Annotated in this window: 16 protein-coding genes; 9 read left to right on the top strand and 7 right to left on the bottom strand. The window is 65.0% G+C overall.

Features of this window, described 5'->3' with window-relative positions; translation table 11 throughout:
• Window positions 1-141: 141 nt before the first annotated feature.
• Window positions 142-1,683 (top strand): D-alanyl-D-alanine carboxypeptidase family protein, encoded by a 1,542-nt coding sequence (locus tag H2LOC_RS18575; protein WP_136497235.1) that lies wholly within the window; start codon window positions 142-144, stop codon window positions 1,681-1,683.
• Entirely contained in the window at window positions 1,680-2,837 is a 1,158-nt protein-coding gene (locus H2LOC_RS18570) for a CobW family GTP-binding protein (RefSeq protein WP_136497236.1), read from the top strand. Before H2LOC_RS18575 ends, H2LOC_RS18570 begins: the two co-directional genes overlap by 4 nt.
• 181 nt (window positions 2,838-3,018) lie before the next feature.
• Here H2LOC_RS18570 and H2LOC_RS18565 read toward each other — a convergent pair whose 3' ends face one another.
• From H2LOC_RS18565 to H2LOC_RS18555, 3 genes are all read right to left on the bottom strand, one after another.
• Entirely contained in the window at window positions 3,019-4,056 is a 1,038-nt protein-coding gene (locus tag H2LOC_RS18565; protein ID WP_136497237.1) for an NAD(P)/FAD-dependent oxidoreductase, read from the bottom strand.
• Between the two features lie 191 nt (window positions 4,057-4,247).
• A complete protein-coding gene (locus H2LOC_RS18560; protein WP_136497238.1) occupies window positions 4,248-4,637 on the bottom strand; it encodes a 2Fe-2S iron-sulfur cluster-binding protein in 390 nt (129 codons plus the stop codon).
• Window positions 4,638-4,883: 246 nt separating this feature from the next.
• Complete coding sequence (locus H2LOC_RS18555; RefSeq protein ID WP_136497239.1) at window positions 4,884-5,507, bottom strand: ABC-type transport auxiliary lipoprotein family protein; 624 nt, start codon at window positions 5,505-5,507, stop codon at window positions 4,884-4,886.
• Between the two features lie 152 nt (window positions 5,508-5,659).
• On the opposite strand from H2LOC_RS18555, the gene H2LOC_RS18550 reads away from it, so the two are divergent.
• The 5 genes from H2LOC_RS18550 to serA all read left to right on the top strand — a co-directional run bounded on the left by H2LOC_RS18550 (window position 5,660) and on the right by serA (window position 11,695).
• Window positions 5,660-6,411 (top strand): IS5 family transposase gene (locus H2LOC_RS18550; RefSeq protein WP_202620455.1). Its coding sequence is split into 2 segments (ribosomal slippage): window positions 5,660-5,990 and window positions 5,990-6,411, totalling 753 coding nucleotides; the frame shifts between segments, so codons are not numbered across the junction.
• A 332-nt stretch (window positions 6,412-6,743) separates the two neighbouring features.
• On the top strand, window positions 6,744-7,397 hold the full coding sequence (locus tag H2LOC_RS18545) for an ABC transporter ATP-binding protein (RefSeq protein WP_136497240.1): 654 nt from the start codon (window positions 6,744-6,746) through the stop codon (window positions 7,395-7,397).
• Between the two features lie 28 nt (window positions 7,398-7,425).
• Entirely contained in the window at window positions 7,426-8,694 is a 1,269-nt protein-coding gene (locus H2LOC_RS18540) for a KpsE/RkpR family capsule polysaccharide export protein (protein ID WP_136497241.1), read from the top strand.
• A gap of 208 nt (window positions 8,695-8,902) precedes the next feature.
• Window positions 8,903-10,060, top strand: a complete 1,158-nt coding sequence (locus H2LOC_RS18535) for a phosphoserine transaminase (RefSeq protein ID WP_136497242.1) — start codon at window positions 8,903-8,905, stop codon at window positions 10,058-10,060.
• A gap of 48 nt (window positions 10,061-10,108) precedes the next feature.
• Window positions 10,109-11,695 carry a phosphoglycerate dehydrogenase gene (serA, locus tag H2LOC_RS18530; RefSeq protein ID WP_136497243.1) on the top strand — a complete coding sequence of 529 codons (1,587 nt, stop codon included), beginning with the start codon at window positions 10,109-10,111 and terminating at the stop codon, window positions 11,693-11,695.
• 21 nt (window positions 11,696-11,716) lie between these two features.
• On the opposite strand, the gene H2LOC_RS18525 is transcribed toward serA, so the two are convergent.
• The 3 genes from H2LOC_RS18525 to H2LOC_RS18515 form a co-directional block, all read right to left on the bottom strand.
• Window positions 11,717-12,454 (bottom strand): acetoacetate decarboxylase, encoded by a 738-nt coding sequence (locus H2LOC_RS18525; protein ID WP_136497244.1) that lies wholly within the window; start codon window positions 12,452-12,454, stop codon window positions 11,717-11,719.
• Between the two features lie 173 nt (window positions 12,455-12,627).
• Window positions 12,628-13,740 (bottom strand): patatin-like phospholipase family protein, encoded by a 1,113-nt coding sequence (locus H2LOC_RS18520; RefSeq protein ID WP_136497245.1) that lies wholly within the window; start codon window positions 13,738-13,740, stop codon window positions 12,628-12,630.
• 191 nt (window positions 13,741-13,931) lie between these two features.
• Window positions 13,932-15,149, bottom strand: coding sequence for a DUF2336 domain-containing protein (locus H2LOC_RS18515; RefSeq protein WP_136497246.1), 1,218 nt, complete (start codon window positions 15,147-15,149; stop codon window positions 13,932-13,934).
• A gap of 76 nt (window positions 15,150-15,225) precedes the next feature.
• Here H2LOC_RS18515 and H2LOC_RS18510 point away from each other — a divergent pair, with 76 nt between their 5' ends.
• Both H2LOC_RS18510 and H2LOC_RS18505 read left to right on the top strand, forming a co-directional pair.
• Window positions 15,226-16,023: an aldolase/citrate lyase family protein gene (locus tag H2LOC_RS18510; protein WP_162009802.1), complete on the top strand. Its 798-nt coding sequence runs from the start codon at window positions 15,226-15,228 to the stop codon at window positions 16,021-16,023.
• Window positions 16,010-16,987 (top strand): hypothetical protein, encoded by a 978-nt coding sequence (locus H2LOC_RS18505; RefSeq protein ID WP_136497248.1) that lies wholly within the window; start codon window positions 16,010-16,012, stop codon window positions 16,985-16,987. Before H2LOC_RS18510 ends, H2LOC_RS18505 begins: the two co-directional genes overlap by 14 nt.
• A gap of 6 nt (window positions 16,988-16,993) precedes the next feature.
• Here H2LOC_RS18505 and H2LOC_RS18500 read toward each other — a convergent pair whose 3' ends face one another.
• Window positions 16,994-18,721, bottom strand: coding sequence for an acyl-CoA dehydrogenase family protein (locus tag H2LOC_RS18500; RefSeq protein ID WP_136497249.1), 1,728 nt, complete (start codon window positions 18,719-18,721; stop codon window positions 16,994-16,996).
• Window positions 18,722-18,930: the final 209 nt, after the last annotated feature.

Below are 18,930 nucleotides of genomic sequence, written 5' to 3'. Positions count from 1 at the left end.
AGGGGCCGTCCGATCGAGAAAATCGCGGCTGGGCACGCCTTTGCCGCATTTGCGGTGGAGTTTGAACCCGCGCGCTTTGCCCTTTATCCTTGTCTCACGGCGACGAGATTTCGCGCGGAAACCGAGAAGAGAAGACATCGGATGCGTCCATTGGTTAATCGCGTTTTCACCGGAGCCCTCGCCGCAGGCGCGGCGCTTACGGCCTGTTTGGCTGCTCCCGCGCGCGCCACGCCCTCGATCGTGGTGGATGTCGCCAGCGGACAGATCCTCGAGCAGGATCAGGCCACGGCCGTCTGGTATCCGGCGTCCGTGACCAAATTGATGACCGTCTATGTGGCGCTCGACGCGGTGCGGCAAAACCGCCTGACGATGGACACGCCTCTGGTCGTCTCGGCCCGGGCCGCGAGGATGGCGCCCTCGAAAATGGGATTCAGACCAGGGTCGGAGGTCACTCTCCGCAACGCCCTCATCATGCTGATGGTGAAATCCGCCAACGACGTCGCCGTCACCATCGCCGAAGGCGTTTCCGGCTCGGTCGAGGCTTTCGCCGACGAAATGAACAAGGCTTCGGCGACGCTCGGCATGCGGGAGTCGCATTGGGTCAACCCCAACGGCCTGCCGGACGACCGCCATGTCACCTCCGCGCGCGACCTCGCGATGCTGGCGCGGGCCCTGCTTCTGCAATTTCCCGAATCCGCCGAACTCTACAATGTCGGCGCCATGCAGTTCGCCGGCCAGATCGTGCCCAACCACAACGGAATGCTGGGCCGCTATCCGGGAGCCGACGGCATGAAGACCGGCTTCACCTGCCCCGCCGGCTATAATCTCGTGGCCTCGGCCACCCATGGCGGCCAGAAGCTCATCGCCGTGGTCCTGGGAGCGCCGTCGCCGGGAGCCCGCACCGCCAAAGCCGCGTCCCTGCTCGATCGCGCGTTCCAGACGGGTTCGCCCATGGGAACGCCGGAGGCGCTGCCGGGCTTCGGTCCGGGCGGGACCGCCCCGAACATGCGGGATTCCGTCTGCCGCCATCGCGCCAAGGCCAATGAGGAATTTCTGGCCGAGGTCGAGGACATGTCGATACCGATCACCGCGCCGCCGACCGGCAACGCCGTGGTCGACGCCCTGGCCGGCGGCCAGCAGCATGTGAGCGTCAAGGATCTCGCCCGTTTGCCGCGCCCGCAATTCCAGCCCGTGCCGGTCTTCGCCGGCCGCGCGCCCGGCTATCAGGGACCCGTTGCGCGAGCCCGGCCCGCCGGCGTCGCGATCGGAGCGGATGCGGAGGTCGCCGCCTACTCCTCGGATAAAAACGAGGCGGCGGGGGCTTCGCCGATCTCGCGCGCCGCCCCGGACGCGAAGCCTCTGCGCGGCCACGGCCGCCATGGCAAGGCGCAACTCGCCAAGGCGGCCAAAGCTGAACCCGCCGCGGGCGCCGAGGAACCGGAGAAGACCCCACAGGCGAAGCCGCCCGCCGGAAAGAGCGCCTCCGGCAAAGGCAAAGCCGGCGCGAAAACCGCTGCGGCGAAACCCGCCCACCATGCGGAAAAGCCCGCCGCCGCGACAGCCGAAAAACACGCCGCCAAGGCCAAGTCCAAAAACGCCGCCAAGGGCCATCACGCCGCCGCGGGCGCCAAGGGGCATGACAACGCCGCGGCAGGCAATGCGGAGGCCGGCGACGCCCGATGAACGCCGAGCAATCCTCCTCGCCGCGACGCCCGCCGCCGCCGCTGCCGCTCACCGTGCTCACCGGCTTCCTCGGCGCCGGCAAGACGACGCTGCTCAATCGGCTGCTGGCGGCGCCGGAGCTTTCCGATACGCTGGTTCTGATCAACGAATTCGGCGAGGTGGGCCTCGATCATCTCTTTGTGGAAAAGATCGACGGCGACATGATCCTGATGAGTTCGGGCTGCGTCTGCTGCACGATAAGGGGCGATCTCGTCGCGACCCTCGAAGACCTCCTGCGCAAACGCGACAACGGGAGAATGACGCCCTTCCGCCGCGTGGTGCTGGAGACCACCGGGCTGGCCGATCCCGCTCCGATCCTGCATGCGATCATGTACCATCCCTATCTCATGCTGCGTTACCGGCTCGATGGGGTCGTCACGCTGGTCGACGCCGTAAACGGCGCGGCGACGCTCGACGCCCATGAGGAAGCGGTCAGGCAGGCCGCCGTCGCCGACCGCCTCGTCATAACCAAATCGGATATTCCCGAAGGAGCGGAGCGGCTACCCGAACTCATGGAACGGCTGAGGCGGCTCAACCCCGGCGCGCGCATTCTGGTCGCCGCCGAAGGGGAAGCGACGCCCACCGCGATCCTGGATTGCGGCCTTTACGATCCCACCGGCAAAATCCCCCGGGTGGCGGAGTGGCTCAACGCGGAAAGCGTCGCGCAGGCCCGTCACGAGAGCGACCATCATCATCACCATGGCCATGCGCATCATCATGACGCCAACCGCCATGACGATCACATCCGCGCCTTTTGCCTCGCCAGCGACACGCCGCTCGCGCCCACGGCTTTCGATATGTTCCTGGATCTTCTGCGCCAGGCGCATGGCCCCCGCCTCTTGCGCGTGAAAGGCATAGTGGGCCTCACCGACGACCCCGCCCGGCCGGTCGTTATCCATGGCGTCCAGCATGTCTTCCATCCGCCGCACCGGCTGGAAGCCTGGCCGGATGCGGACCGCCGCACCCGGATCGTGTTCATCGTCAAGGATCTGGAAGAAAGCTTCGTCGCCGGGCTATACGCCGCCTTCGCCGGAACGCCGGCGGTGGGGACGCCCGACGCCGCGGCGCTGACGGACAATCCCTTGGCGCCGAAAAGCAGCGGGCTGCTGGCGTAGAGCGCGTTCGGGTTAAACGCAGTCGAACGCGCTCCAGATCTCATTGACGGAGCGTGTTCTTTTCCAAAACCCGCTTCGCACTTTTTGGGAACATGCTCTGATCGGAGCGGTTCCGACCGGGCGGAACCTTGGGTCTGCCTCGCGATGTCATCGCGAGGCGCGCAGCGACCCGATCGCCGGCTCAGGAAACCCCGAGCTTCTTCTGCAGGTTGGTCGAAGACGTCGTGTATTGGAACAGCAGCTTCTTCTCGGGATAGATGTAGCGATGCGCCCGCTGCGCGGCCAGCGCGCCTTCATGGAAGCCGCACAGGATCAGCTTCAGCTTGCCGGGATAGGTATTGATGTCGCCGACCGCGAAAATGCCCGGATGATTGGTCTCGAATTTCTCGGTGTCCACCGGGACTAGATTCTCATGGAGGTTGAGCCCCCAATCTGCGACCGGGCCGAGCTTCATCGTCAGGCCGAAGAAAGGCATCAGACGCTGACAGGGAAGCTCGGTCTCGCTTCCGTCATTGCCCTTCAGGATCGCGGTAGACAGCTGGCCGTCGGCGCCTTTGACGTCGGTGACCTGGCCGAGCTTGAAGGAGATCTTGCCGCTGGCGACGAGCTCCTGCATGGCGTTGACCGAATGGGGCGCCGCACGGAAGGCGTCGCGGCGATGCACCAGCGTGAGGCTCTTGGCCACGGGCTGCAGGTTCAGCGTCCAGTCGAGGGCGGAATCGCCGCCGCCGACGATGACGACGTCCCTGTCGCGGAAATCCTCCATGCGCCGCACGGCGTAGAAGACCGACTTGTGCTCATAGGACTCGATGCCGGGGATCGGCGGCTTTTTGGGCTGGAACGAGCCGCCGCCGGCCGCGACGATCACGACCTTGGCCTTGAGCCGCGTCCCGGCGTCGGTGCCGACGATGAAAGAAGGCGCCTCGGCCGTGCCGACCGACTGCAGCGTCTCGACCATTTCGTTGAAATGGAAGGTGGGGCCGAAGGGCTCGATCTGCTTCAGGAGATTATCCGTCAGCTGCTGGCCGGTGACCATCGGCAGGCCGGGAATGTCGTAAATCGGCTTTTCGGGATAGAGTTCCGAACACTGGCCGCCGGCGCGGGGCAGGATGTCGATGAGATGCGCGCGGATGTCGAGCAGCCCTAGTTCGAAAACCGTGAAAAGACCGGCGGGACCCGCCCCCACGATGACGACATCGGTTTCGATCATCTCGCTCATTTTTTATCCTTCGCCGCGAAACTCTTTCGCCCATCCTTCCGGGAATCCAACCCGTTGGGAAGCTTTCGATCAAGAAAAACAAGGCGCGCTGAGGCGCCAACCCGGTCACTGCTCTATAGCAAAAGCGAAAAGACGCAACCGCAAACCGGGCGAAAGGCGGACTTCCACGCGCCCGCCTCGCCGTCCCGCGCTCAGCCCTGCTGCGCCGGGGTCCGCACGATGAGGCCGTCGAGATCGGCCTTGACCGTGATCTGGCAGCACAGCCGGGAGTTCGGCTTCACGTCGAAGGCGAAATCCAGCATGTCCTCTTCCATCGGCGAGCGCGCTCCCGCCTTCTCGACCCAGGCGGGGTCGACATAGACATGACAGGTGGCGCAGGCGCAGGCCCCGCCGCATTCGGCCGCGATCTCGGGAATGTCGTTGCGCCGCGCGGTCTCCATCACCGTGGAGCCGATCTCGCCCTCGACGGTGCGCTCCTGACCATGGGAGTCGATGAAGGTGATCTTGGCCTTCGTCGGCGCCCCGCCGCCTGGCTCCGCTCCATAACGGGTCTTCTGATCATCCAGGCAGGTCTTCACCATGGTCGGGTTCTCTTTCTCGAGGTGGTTCGCGGCGTTCGCGCCAGCTCGGCTCAATTCCCCGCGGCCACGGCCCGAAAATCGGGAGGCCTGATGCGCGGAACCAGCAAAGCGGCGCGCTTTCTTATCGTTGCGCCGATCAGTTACCACCGGGCCGAAAGCTGCGCTAGTCCCTTTGACCGGTTCTATTTTCGCCCCGCCGGGCGGGGCCGCGAAAAAACCGGCTCGCACCTTTTCTGCGCAGGCGGGCTAGATGCGCCGCCTCACCCAGAGAGCGAGCTCTCCCGCGACCGGATCGAGCGCCGACTCCAGGGCGTGCGCCGCCTCCGGCCCGATTGTGTGCGGCGCCGGCGCCTCTCCCGAAAACACCGCCTCGCCGCGCAACGCGCCGCTTTTGTCGTCCGACAGCCGCGCCGCCATTTCGACGACGGCGACCCCTCTCGCGGCGTCGATCTCGAAACGTCGCAGATCCGTCGTCAGCTGATAGCCGGTCGCGCCGCCCTGGAACGAGGCGTCCACTCCGTCCCGGAGAAGACGCGCGACGAGCCTGCCCTGGATCAGCCGGGGCGCCCGATCCGCCCATTGCGCATCCGCGAGATAACCGAGCGAGCCGCCCGCTTCCCGGATCGCCAGCCGGTTCGAGTTCAGGAGCTGTTCGGCCGCTGGCTCGGCGACTCGAACCAGCGCCTTCCGTCTCGGGCTCGAAACGTGAGTGGGTTCGGGAAGCGAGGCGTCGCGCAGGTCGAAGGTCGCGCGCGGCGGCGCGCCGCAGCCCGAGAGAAAAGCGACCAGGACCGCCAGGCCCAGGATCGGGAAGCGCAAAGGCGAAGCTCCGTCGTGGCGATGATCGGGCCTGATTCCTATCCTGAGCATATCTCTCCGGGGGATTGTTGGCCGACCCCGGGGACGCGGCCAAGCTTCGTTTTTAAAAAATCAACCTTAACCGGATACTAGCCTAGGGCCTGTTGAGAATCAGGATTCCCATTTTGGTGGAAGGATGATTCAAGCTCCGAAAGGAGTTTGCAATGCCCCGATTCTGTCTGACGGACGGCCAATGGTCGAAGCTGGAGCCCTTTTGTCTTGGCAAGCCCTCCGATCCCGGCCGGACCGGGAGCGATGGGCGATTGTTTTTAGAGGCGATCTTGTGGATTGCGCGCACGGGCAGCCCCTGGCGCGATCTGCCTCCCGCCTTCGGCAAGTGGAACACCGTGTTCAAACGCTTTCGCGATTGGGTGAAGGCCGATGTGTTCAAGCGGATGTTTGACGCCGTGTCGGACGATCCAGACATGGAATACGCCATGATCGACGCCACCATCGTCAAGGTCCACCGCCATGGACAGGGCGCAAAAGGGGGACTCAGGGCCAGGCCATAGGCAAATCCAAAGGCGGCTGGACCACCAAAATCCTCGCGCTCACCGACGCGCTCGGCAATTTGGTCCGCTTCGTTCTGCTGCCGGGGCAACGCTTCGACACGGTCGGCGTCGCGCCTTTGATCGAGGGCGTCGAATTTGGCGCGCTGCTCGCCGACAAGGCCTTCGACAGCGACTGGATCGTCGCCGAACTGAACGAGCGCGGCGCGCAAATCGTCATCTCCCAACATCCAAGACGAAACGCGCCTCTCGCCATCGACATCGAGCTTTACAAAGCCCGTCACCTCATCGAAAACTTCTTCGGCAAACTCAAGGAGTTCAAGCGGATCGCCCTGCGCGCCGACAAAACCGATCAAAGCTTCACAGCCATGATCCGCCTCGCCGCCGCGCTCATCAATTCGCGATGAATCTCAACAAGCCCTAAAGCGTGGAGGTCAGAAAGCCGGAGCGCAGCCGAAACCGCGGGCGCGGGCGTCGCCGGCCTCCGGCAGCGAGGAAGAGGGACAAGTCATTGATAAAACTAGTATTCATATCCTTGAATAATTCCGTCCGAAGAACGAGCGGGCCGACGGGTCACAACTTCGCCAAGAAAAAGGATTAGGCGCATGCCCGCCGGAGCGGCCGGATTTTCGGAAAGACAAATGCGCATCGACGTATTTAATCTGGCGAAATCGTCGCCGGCGTGCGGAACGCGCCGGTAGGCCGTTTTCGCATCCCGCTCTGGACCGCCGGAAACGAAATGATCCAACTGGACAACGTCTTCAAATATTACCGCACCAACGGACATCTCAAAGTCGTCCTCGACCATATCAGCCTGGATTTCATGGCGGGCCGCAGCTACGGGATTCTCGGCGTGAACGGGGCCGGAAAATCCACCTTGATGCGGGTGCTGGCCGGCACGGAGCTCCCCAACAGCGGCAGCGTGCGGCGTTCCGCCCGGATATCCTGGCCGCTCGGCTTTTCCGGCGGCCTCCATCCGCGACTGACGGGGCGCGAAAACATCGTGTTCGTCTCCCGCGTCTATGGGCACGACGTGCGGCGGACCGTGAATTTCGTCGAAGATTTCGCGGAAATCGGCGCCTATATCGACGTTCCGATCATGACATATTCGTCGGGCATGCTGGCGCGCCTCGCCTTTGGGCTTTCGATGGCGATCGACTTCGAGTGCTACCTCATCGACGAAGTCACCGCCGTGGGCGACGCCCGTTTCGCCGCCCGCTGCAAGCAGGAATTCGACAAGAGAAAAAAGCGCTCGGACATTATAATGATTTCGCACAACATGGATACGCTCAAGGAATATTGCAACCGCGGCCTGGTGCTTGCAGGAGGACGCCTGCACTTGTTTCCCAATATCGACGACGCTATCGAACTCTACAAAAAGATAAACTCGTGAGGTCCGAAAGACGGGCGGAGCGCAATTTATGAGTCCTTCGGACATCGACGCCAAAATTCCGGTCAAGGTCGACGATCCCCGCGCGCTCCGGGAGTCCATCTCCCGCGCGCTGCGGCGAAACGCCCGCAAGGCTCGGGCTCCAGCCGCAATCATCTCGGGCGGCGCAGGCTTTCAGGCCCGCAAAGGAGCACGCGCCTTCCGCATGGGCTTGATCGCGAGCTTCGTCGTCGTCGTGCTCCTGCCTTTCCTGGCGGCCTCGATCTATTGGGGGCTGATGGCGTCCGATCAATACGCCACGGAGACGAAATTCTCCCTGCGCTCGGCGGAAAGCTCTCCGCTCGACATGCTCGGCGGCATGATGGGTGCGCCGGCGTCGCAGTCGGCGCAGGACGCCCAGATCATCGTCAATTACATCAAAAGCCGCACCATGGTGGAGGCGCTCAATCAGGCCCTCGATCTGCGGCGCATCTATTCCCGCCCGGACGTCGATTACTTCTCCCGCTTCAAGAAAGGGGACGCGATCGAGGATCTGGTGAAATATCTCAAAAAGCGGATGGACGTGTCGATCGAGCCGCTTTCGGGAATCATCCATCTCGAGATTCGCGCCTTTACTCCCGAAGACTCGCTCGCCATGACGAAAAAGGCGATCGAACTTTCGGAAAGCCTCGTGAACGATCTTTCCACCAGGGCGCGAAAGGACAGCTTCAGGCTGGCCCAATCCGAGCTGACCCGGGCCGAAGACCGGCTCCGCGGGGCGACCGAGCAAATGCGCGAGGTGCGCGACAAACAAGGCGTGCTGGACGCCACCGCTGCGGCGGAGGCCATCACCAAGGTCATCACAACCCTGCGGATCGAGCTGTCGCACGCCGAGGAAAGCCTCGCGACTCTGTCCGGCGGGGCCAGCAATCCCGATGCGCCCCAGGTGCGGATCCTGAACGCCCGCATCGCCAGCCTGAAGAACCAGATCGAAGACTACACCCGCCAGATCGCCGGGGGCGGCAAGGACTCCGGCGCGGAAAGCATGGCCGAGCGCCTCGGGGCCCTGTCCCGCCAGCAGGTCGAGCTCGATCTGGCCCGTCAGCAATATATCCTCGCGTCGGCGAATTTCGAAAGCGCGCGCCTCGGCCTCGAGACCCAGAATGCCTATCTCGTTTCCTTCCTGCGCCCTGCTCTCGCGGAAAAATCGACCTATCCGCGGAGATGGTGGGAATGGGCGATCGTGGTCGTCCCTGCCCTCGTCATCTGGGGGCTGCTGTCGGGGATCGCTTTCGTGGTTCGGGACTTCATGGCCAAATAATCCGCCCGGCCGGCGGCTCGATCGCCCGCTCGCTCTTGAAGCCGTCACGGCCCGGCGCTTATGTTTCGCGCCATGCGGGACTGAAGCGTTTTCCGACCGGATGGAAACCTCCGGTCGGTGAGAAATCGTTCCAAGTCATATTGGTGGAGCGCATTCTCGACACAAAGGCGCGCCCACTTTTGCGCAAATGCGCTCCAGGAGCGGTCAGATGTTGAATCCGAAACCGAGCGCATTTCCCAAAAACCCTCATTTTTCCTCGGGTCCCTGCGCAAAACGGCCGGGCTGGTCGCTGCGCGGACTAGAACATGCGACGCTCGGGCGCTCCCACCGGGCCAAGGCGGGGGCGGAGAAGCTCGCCCGCGCCATAGAGCTCACCCGGGAGATACTGAAGCCGCCGGCGGACTACAGAATCGGGATCGTGCCCGCGTCCGACACCGGCGCGGTGGAGATGGCGCTGTGGTCGCTGCTCGGCGCCCGCGGCGTCGACGTCCTGACATTCGACAGTTTTTCCAGGGATTGGGCGACCGACGTTCTGGCGCAGCTCAAAATTCCGGGCGCCAGAAACCTGACGGCGCCTCCAGGCGAATTGCCCGATCTGAGCCAGATCGATTTTCGCAACGACGTGGTTTTCGCCTGGAACGGCACCACCACGGGCGTGCGCGTCCCCAATGCCGGTTTCATCCCGGCGGACCGCGAAGGGCTGACGATCTGCGACGCAACCTCCGCGGCCTTCGCGCAACCGCTCGATTTCTCCAAGCTGGATGTCGCGACCTTCTCCTGGCAGAAGGCCCTGGGCGGAGAGGCGGCGCATGGCATGCTCATACTCTCGCCGCGCGCGGTCGAGCGGCTCGAGAGCCATAGTCCCGCCTGGCCGCTGCCGAAACTCTTCCGGCTGACCAAAAACGGCAAGCTCAACGAAGGCGTATTCCGCGGGGAGACGATCAACACGCCGTCGCTTTTGTGCGTCGAGGACTATCTCGACGCGCTCGGCTGGGCGAAGAGCGTCGGCGGGCAGGTGGAACTCATGGCGCGGGCGGACCGCAGCGCCCGGGCCGTCGCCGCCTGGGTCGAAAAAACGCCGTGGCTCGATTTTCTCGCCAGAGATCCCGCTACGCGCTCCAACACCAGCGTCTGTCTGCGCTTCGCCGAGCCGAAAATCCTCGGCCTGACGGAAGATCGCCAGCGCGATTTCGCGCGCAGGATCGTCTCGCTGGTCGAGCAGGAGGGCGCCGGTTTCGATTTTGCGGCCTATCGCGACGCGCCGCCGGGATTGCGGATCTGGTGCGGACCGACGGTCGAGGCTTCCGACGTCGCGATACTGACCCAGTGGATAGATTGGGCCTACGCCGAGGCGCGCCGCGCTTAATCAGCTTGGCTTCGCCGCGCGCGCCTGCGCTTGCACGAGGAGCATCCAATGCCAATGCGCGTCCTCATCTCCGACCCGCTCTCCCAGGCCGCGGTTCAGATCTTCAAGGCCCGGGGCGTCGAAGCCGATTTCCAGCCGTCGCTCGGCAAGGACAAAGAAAGGCTTGCAGCCGTCATCGGCGATTACGACGGGCTCGCAATCCGCTCGGCCACCAAGGTCACCGCCGATACATTGGCCAAGGCCGGACGGCTGAAAATCATCGGCCGCGCCGGCATCGGCGTCGACAATGTCGACGTCGCCGCCGCCACCGCGCGCGGCGTCATCGTCATGAACACGCCCTTCGGCAATTCCGTCACCACGGCGGAGCACGCCATCGCGCTGATGTTCGCGCTCGCGCGGCAGATTCCGGCCGCGGACGCTTCGACCCAGGCCGGCAAATGGGAGAAGAACCGTTTCATGGGGGTCGAGATCGCGGGCAAGACGCTCGGGATCATCGGATGCGGCAATATCGGCTCGATCGTCGCGGCTCGCGCGCTCGGCCTCAGGATGCGGGTCGTCGCCTTCGATCCGTTCCTTTCGTCGGAGCGCGCCAAATCGCTGGGCGCGGAGAAAGTGGAGCTCGACGAGCTTCTGGCCCGCGCCGATTTCATCACGCTTCACACGCCGCTGACGCCCCAGACCCGCAACATTCTCTCTGCGGAGAATCTCAGCCGGGCGCAGAAAGGCGTCCGCATCGTCAACTGCGCGCGAGGAGGCCTCGTCGACGAAGACGCGCTTTGCAGGGCGCTCGACAGCGGCCATGTCGCCGGCGCCGCTCTCGATGTCTTCAGCGTGGAGCCGGCGACGTCCAGCCCGTTGTTCGGACGGGAGAACGTCGTCTGCACGCCGCATCTCGGCGCCTCCACCCACGAAGCTCAGGAGAAAGTGGCGCTGCAGGTCGCCGAGCAGATGGCCGATTATCTGACCCGCGGCGCCGTCGCCAATGCGGTGAATTTTCCCTCGATCACGGCGGAAGAAGCGCCGCTGCTGCGCCCCTTTGTGGAGCTGGGCGCAAAGCTCGGGGCTGTCCTCGGCCAGATCGCCAGCGCGGGAATCGAAAAATTCTCGATCACATATGATGGCGCGGTCGCCGAACAAAAGACCAAGGCCATAACCGCCGCCGCGGCGTGCGGCATGCTGCGGGTTTTCCTCGATCAGGTGAATCCGGTTTCCGCCCTCCATATGGCGAGGGAGCGCGGCGTCATGGTCGAGGAAATCGCGCGAGCGGTGGAAAGCGACTACGAATCCCTGATCACGGTGCGCGCCGTAACTTCGAAGGACGAAATCGCGGTTTCGGGAACCGTGTTTCACGATGGGAGACCGCGCATCGTGCGGCTCGGCGAAATCGCGGTGGAGTCCGAATTCGCCCCCTCGATGATCTATGTGACCAACGAGGACAAACCCGGTTTCATCGGGCGTTTCGCGGGACTGCTGGGGGATGCCGGTGTGAATATCGCGACTTTCGCGCTGGGGCGCGATCGACTGGGCGGCGCGGCCGTGGCGCTGGTCGCGATCGACGGCCCCGCGCCCCCGGCGACCATCGCGGCCCTGCGCGATCTTCCCGGAGTGAAACAGGCGACGGCGTTGCAGTTTTAGCAAGCCGGGCGCAAGCTTGGCTCAGTCCAGATAATCATACACCACCTTGCCGAGCCCCAGCGTGAGATCGGCGATGATGTGAACAGCGGAGACGATCTCGCGCACGGGGAGGTCAGCCACGGGCGCGAGGGCGTGCGGATGCAGCTCCAGCGAGCCCGGACCGGCCCAGGCTCCTTTCACCACCACATCCTCGAGCCGATAATCGACCAGTTCCAGGATCCGCGGCGATCCATCGACATGCGGGATGATCTTGAGGAGATAATTGGGTTCGGCCAGCGATCGCTCGATCGCGGCCTTGTCCAGCGCCTCATGCTTGAAGCCCATCGCCCCCGTAGCGACGCGCACCGGACCGTAGTCCAGCGTCCCGATGAGCGCGTCGGTGGCGATCCTGAGCGTGGGCTGGGCATATTTCTTGGGAAAGCCCCACAGTTCGCGGCCTCCGAAAATGGGCGGCCCGTCGTTGAGGAACATGGCGTGAGAATAGCTTCCGGCGACGCCGTTGAAGTCCACCGGAACGACCTGGCCGGACTCGGTGTAGTCACCGAAGCCGGTGGAATTCGGCATGCGGATGAATTCATATTTGACCAGCGGCTCGTCGAAGGTCAGCGGCTCGGGAACCACCCGTTCGAGCGCCTCACGGTCGGTGCGATAGGTGATGGTGAAATATTCGCGGTCGTAGAAACGGTATGGTCCTTTGGGAAAGGCCGGGCTCGTCAGAGGCATGGCGAAGGCGCGGCGGCGAACCTCATCTATTTTCATGAAAATATCTCCAGGTCTAACCACCCGTCATTGCGAGCGAAGCGAAGCAATCCAGGCGTCAAAGGCAGGACATTGCTTAGTTATGCATGAGGTTACACGCCAAATTGAGCGCTGCGCCACCGGATTGCTTCGCTTCGCTCGTAATACGTTCGCTAGACCGCCCCCACTTCACGCTAAGCGACGCGGGTGAGATCGAACACCTGCACCCCTCCGGCGGGTCGCCTGCGGTGGATCCAGGCAGGATGGTTCAAGGTTTTTTCGACATCCGTGCGACCGTCCGACCAGTTCTCCTCCATGGTGAGGCGCGAAAATTCATAGTCCCTCGACGCGCTTTCATAGGCGGCGCGGCGATGAATGAGATGCACGATGGTCGTCGCCGACTCGCCTCCCGTTTCGCTGAGGGCGCGCCAATCCGCGTCGTCACGCAGTTCGACCGGGAGTTTGGCGCAGACTTTTCTGATCATGGCCCGCAGCCGGCGCCTTTCGCACAGCGCGTCGGTGTTGAACCGGGTGCGGCTCGAATAGCGGATGTCCTTTTCGCGCTGGGCCGCCTCCAGAAGCGTCCTGGGCAATTCGCCGCGCGCACTGAAGAGATCGAGCTGGAAGACGCAATAATCGTCGCCGTCTTCCTCCAGGTCGAGCACATATTGGAGAGGCGTATTGGAGACGATGCCGCCGTCCCAATAATATTCGCCCGCGATTTCAACGGGGGAAAAGCCCGGCGGCAGCGCTGCGCTGGCCATGACATGTTCCGGCCCGATCCTGTGACGAGCGGTGTCGAAATATTGGAAATTGCCGGTCTGGATGTTTACCGCGCCGATGCTGTAGCGCATTGCGCCCGCGTTCAAGAGGTCGAAATCGACCAGCGAATTCAGCGTCTCGCGCAGGCTGCCGGCGTCGTAGAGGCCGAGTTCGGAAGGCTTGCCGGGCCAGCCGGGAAGCAGCGGCGGCGAACGCGGAGCGAAAAAACCGGGAACGCCGAAAGCCGCCGTCATCGCGGCGCTCGCCTCGTTGAACAGCCGGCGCGAGGTCTCGTCTTCGGCGAGCGGCCTCCCGAGCAGATTGCTCGAGGTCTGGTTCCAGAACCGCCGCAAGCGCTCGACGCGCAGCTCAGGCGGATTGCCGCAGATGAGGGCGCCGTTGATCGCTCCGATCGAGACGCCCGCCACCCAATCGAAACTCAGAGCGTTCTGCTGCAAGGCCTGATAGGCGCCGGCCTGATAGGAGCCGAGGGCGCCGCCGCCCTGAAGGACCAGCGCGAATTTTTCCCTGCGAGGCCGCTCCATGGCTCCTCCGCCGCTCGATCGGGAAACACCCGGGTTTGAGCGTAAAAGACGACCCCGAGAATAGATCGGGGCCGGCCTCCCGAAAAGCCGGGTTTTGAGGCGGAAGGGTAGCCGGGTTCGATCCTCGAACCGGGCGCGCTCGTTGGGCGAACTTTTAGGAAACCCGGGCCCGCTCGGAGCCCGGCTGAAAATCAGGCCGCCTCGGCCATGGCGGCTTCCAGGGCGTCCATGTCTATCACTGGCGCATAGACGGATTCCTCGCCCGCGGGAGCGGAGAGAAGCGGCGCTTCCGCCCGGGCCTGTTCGAGCGCGGCCTCCACTTCGAATCGGCGCAGCAAGGCCATCAGCCGGTCGAGTTCGCCGCCGTTGAGCTCCTCGCAGGCGGTCAGCACGCGCTCGACCATCACGAGAGAGAGGCGCGCCTCTCCGCCTTCCATCGCGCCGAATTCCCGCTGCGCCTCGAGGGCGGCCCTGAAGGCGGGCAGGAACTTCGCCGGCAGTCCGGCCTTGGCGTAGAGGGCGGCGAATCCGGCCCCGCGAAACTCGCGCAAATGCCCGGCGACGCGATCCTCGCGCAATCCGGAAAGCTCGACCAGGGCCGCCTCCAGCAGATCGCGATTTCCCGACAGCAGGGCGCGAAGCACGAGGCTCGGCGTGAGCTGGCCCGATTCGCGCAGATAGGCCACCAGCTCGCGGACCCCGCTGCGCCCGTCGCGCAGGGCGGTGTCGGCGACGATGGCGACATTGGCCTTGTCGCGCGCCTCGCGCGAGAGCCGCTCCGCGCGCTCCGGCGAAAGCCAGGCGCAATCGACCACGAAAGCGGTGAGGCTGGCCGCGGTTGCGGCTACGAGCTCGCTGCGGATCGCGGCGGGAAGCCAAGGACGCGCCAACAGGGCCTCGCGCATCTCGCCGTCGTCGCCGAATCGTTCGATCATGCGGCGCATGGAGAATTCGGCGAGTTCCGCGCCCGGATTCACCGCAAGGGAAATCGCGGCCTCCCTGGCGCCGACCTCGGCCAGGGCGGCGCCGACGGCCATCGGCACCCGCGCGCGCAGGGCGATCGCGCTCTGGGCGTAGGCGTCGCCGATCGCCGCGCAGTCGATGAGTTCGGCGTCGGAGAGCAGGGGCGAGCGCGAGAGCACGGGAGCCGCGATGTCGGACTGATCGCTCGCGAGGGCGGAAATCAGCGAACGCGGCGCATCCGCCGCGCTGGCGAAATTATCCGAGAGCGCCCGCCGAACCAGGGGCGAAGGATCGTCGAGCAGAGACATCAACGCGATTTCGGCGTCGCGGCGCTCGCGCTCGTCCATCTGCGAATAGAGATAAGCGCGCGCCAGCGCGCCGGCGCCCTCCGCGCGTTGCGCCGCGGCGGCGGTTCGCGCCCACTGCATGAAGTTACGCACAATCATTCGACGCCCCGTCCCTTTTGAGTCTTCAGCGGGATTCTGCTGTAGATAATCGTCGCTTATGGTAAATTCGCGCTTAATGGGCCGGTCGCCCTCGCGCGAAGGCGAAGCCGACGAGGATGATTTGCGGTCCTGCCTCATTCTTCCCGAAGACCCGCTTCCGCAGGCGCAGGAAATCCTTTCCGGCGGCGCCGACGCCGTGATGCTGGATCTGCGCGCCGCCGACGCCGCCGCCTGGCGGAATGCGATCTCCTTTCTTCGGCTCGCGCGAAGCGCGAAGCGCCGGCCGGCGACATATGTCCGGCCGGGCCCGCTCGATGGAGGCGGCTTCGACGCCGCGCTCTCCCGGCTCGGCGGGGCTCCGCCAGACGGGATTTTTCTGGATTCGGCCGAGGGCGCCGCCGGCGTCCAGCGCCTCGGGGCGAAGCTCGCCGTTTTCGAAGCGGAGAACGGCCTCGCGGACGGCGCAACCGCAATCGCCGCAATCGCGGCGCAAAGTCCCGCCGCGGTTTTCCTGCTCGGCGGCTACGCCGGCTGCTCCCGGAGGCTCGAGGTCCTCGCATTCGACCCCTCGGCCCTGGCGCGGGCGTTGGCGGTCGATCCCGCGTCGCCTCCGGTCGCAACGGCGCGCAGCCTGACGATCCTGGCCGCCGCCGCCGCCGGTGTTCCAGCTATCGAGATTTTCTGCGAGGGCGGCGACCACGAGGCCGGCCGGGAGCGTCTCCTCGCGGCGCGCCGCGACGGCTTTACGGGCGCGGCGACGAGGCGGCCGAAGGACATTCCGATCATCAACGAGACTTTCGGACCGGCCCCGCCCGCAGACCCGTCGACAAACCGCCCCAATCCGGGTCATAGCTTGCCGCATGATGCGAGCTAGCAACCTCGGCCTGCTACTGGCGGCCGCTATCGTTTCGGCGCCGCCCGCCGCGGCGCAACTCGCCCCGAGAAGCGCCCATCCTCCCAAGGCCGCCGCCCAGCCGTCGGCGCCGGCGGAAAAAGAACCCGCTCCCACTGGGGCCGTCCGCCTGTCCGCCGCCTTGTCTCCGGCGGACCAGCAAGGGGTCAAATCCGGGATCGTGTGGCGCATTTTCAACGAAAGGGTGGAGGCGGACGGCAAGCACAAGCTCGTCGCCGAATCCAGCGAAGCCGCGCCTACCATAGCTTTGCCCGACGGGGCCTATGTCGTCCATGCCGCGTACGGCCTCACCGGCGCGACCCGACGCGTGACCATCGAAGGCCACACGATTTCCGAGCGCGTCGTTCTCAACGCCGGAGGGCTGAAGCTCGTCGACGTGCTCGGCGAGGCCGCAATCCCGCCTCAACGCCTGTCCATCTCGATCTATGTGCCCGAGCGCGGGAATTCCGAAGCGAAGCTCGTGCTCGCCAATGCGCGCGGCGGAGAGATCATCGCCCTGCCCGAAGGCTCCTATCACATCGTTTCAACGCTGCTCGACACCACGCAAGGGGCTCAGGGCGCCAGCAACGCGACCAACTCCGTCGTCACCGCGGACTTGAGGATTCCCGCCGGCAAGCTGATCGAGGCGACCTTGAGGCATCACGCCGCCACCATGACCCTCAAGCTGGTGAATGCCCCGGGCGGCGAGGCGCTGGCCAATACGTCTTTTTCGGTGCTGACGCCGGGCGGCGACGTCATTCGCGAGCTTATCGGCGCCTTTCCCTCGGCGGTGCTGGCGGAGGGCGAATATGTCGCCATCGCCCGCCACGACGGCAAAACCTATCAGAACACATTCAAGGTGCAGTCCACCAAGGATGCGGAGGTGGAGATCGTCGCCAAGGAGGAAGCCGCCAACCAGACGCCGGGCCCGGCCGGCCCCCAATAAGGCCGGTCAGAGCAGCGTGCCTCCGGCTTCCAGAAGCGACGGCGCCCCGTCGACGACGACCCGAGCCAGGGAAGGCGCGGCCACTGCGACATTGTCTGCAAAAAAGCGAGCCAGCGCGACGCGTCTCGGATCACCCGAAAGCGCGCCTTTCATGAGCAGGGTCGCGCCGCGGGCCAGAGCGAAAAGCCTCAAATAGGGCGTAGCGCCCGCCAGGGCTTTCGATGTATCGGCCTCGAGCAGGGAACGGCTCGCCGCTTCCAACGCCGCCACCGCCTCCCGCACGACGCCGGACGCGGCGAAACCGCCCGCCGCCTCGACGACGGAATACATATCGGCGATCTCCCGCCGCAGCGCGCCGCCGCCGCCGAGACGCAGCTTCCTGCCGACGAGGTCGATGGCCTGTATGCCGTTGGTTCCTTCATAGATCGGCAGAATGCGGGCGTCGCGCATGAGCTGCGCCGCGCCCGTCTCCTCGATGAAGCCCATCCCGCCGAATATCTGGACCCCGAGGGATGCGGTCTCGTTGGCGATGTCGGTGGAGAAGCCCTTGGCCACGGGCGTGAGCAGAGCGGCGCGTTCGTCGGCCTCGCCGGCGCGAACCGGGTCGCGCTCGCGGCGGGCGCGGTCGATCGAGGCCGCGGTCTCATAGCAGATGGCGCGGGCGGCCTGAGTCAGAACCTGCATGGTCAGGGCCATGCGCATGACGTCGGGGTGCTCGACGATGCGCTCGGCGGATCGACCCTGATCCGCGCCGCTCCTCCCCTGGCGGCGCTCCCGGGCATAGGCGAGCGCGGTCTGGGTCGCTCGCTCGGCGAGCCCCACGCCCTGAAGCCCGACGGCCAGCCTCGCGCTGTTCATCATGGTGAACATGCAGGCGAGGCCTTTGTTTTCTTCGCCGACGAGCCAGGCCGTCGCGCCGCCGGAGTCGCCATAGATCATGGTGCAGGTGGGGGAACCGTGAATCCCGAGCTTATGCTCGAGGCCGGCGCAGCGCAGGTCGTTGCGAAGCGTGAAGCGGCCGTCGCCGCCCGGCAGGAATTTGGGCGCCAGAAACAGGGAGAGGCCTCGCGTCCCCTCCGGGGCGTCGGGAAGCCGGGCCAAAACCAGATGCACGATATTCCCGGCGAGGTCGTGCTCGCCATAAGTGATGAAGATCTTCTGGCCCTTCAGCCTGTAAGCGCCGTCCGGACTGCGCTCGGCGCGCGTCCTCACGAGAGAAAGATCGGAGCCCGCCTGAGGCTCGGTCAGATTCATCGTCGCGGTCCATTCGCCGGAAACGACCCGGGCGAGATAGACCCGCTTGAGCTCTTCGCTCGCATGGGCTTCGAGGGCTTCTATCGCCCCCTGGCCGAGCAGCGGGCAGAGGGCGAAAGCCATATTGGCCCCGTTCCAGATCTCGGTGCAGGCGGCGTTGAGCAGCGCCGGCAGGCCCAGCCCGCCGAACTCCGGCGAGGCCGCGAGCGCGTTCCACCCCCCGTCTCGCCACCGGGAATAGGCTTCGCGCCAGCCCGGCGGGCAAATAACGGCTCCTTCGGAAAATCGCGCCCCGATCCGGTCCCCGACCCTGTCGAGCGGATGCAGCGCCTGCTCCGCGAATTTCGCGGCCTCTGCGAGCGTCGATTCCGCGACGCCGTCGCCGAGATCGCCATAAAGGCCGCCCTCCTCGAAAGCGCCGTCGCCTGCGGCTTGCAAAAGAGCGAAAACCATATCGTCGAGCGGCGCGAAGTAGGTCATCGGGGCTCCTTAAGGCATGTTCCCAAAAAGTACGAAGCGGTTTTTCGGAATGAACATGCTCCATTGACGTCGGGGGCGCGTCCGGCTCCATCGAGCAGTAGCGCTCCTCGCGAATTCCCAAAAAGCCGACGGGCTTTTTCGAGGAATTCGTCCCACATTTTCAAATGACGCGATTTGTCGTCGATCGGGCGTGTCCCTCCGGTCGGAAG

It is taken from the genome of Methylocystis heyeri, from assembly GCF_004802635.2.
GTDB classification, from domain to species: Bacteria; Pseudomonadota; Alphaproteobacteria; order Rhizobiales; family Beijerinckiaceae; genus Methylocystis; species Methylocystis heyeri.
The sequence above is the reverse complement of the archived record's forward strand: the minus strand, read 5'-3'. Positions and strand labels throughout refer to the sequence as shown.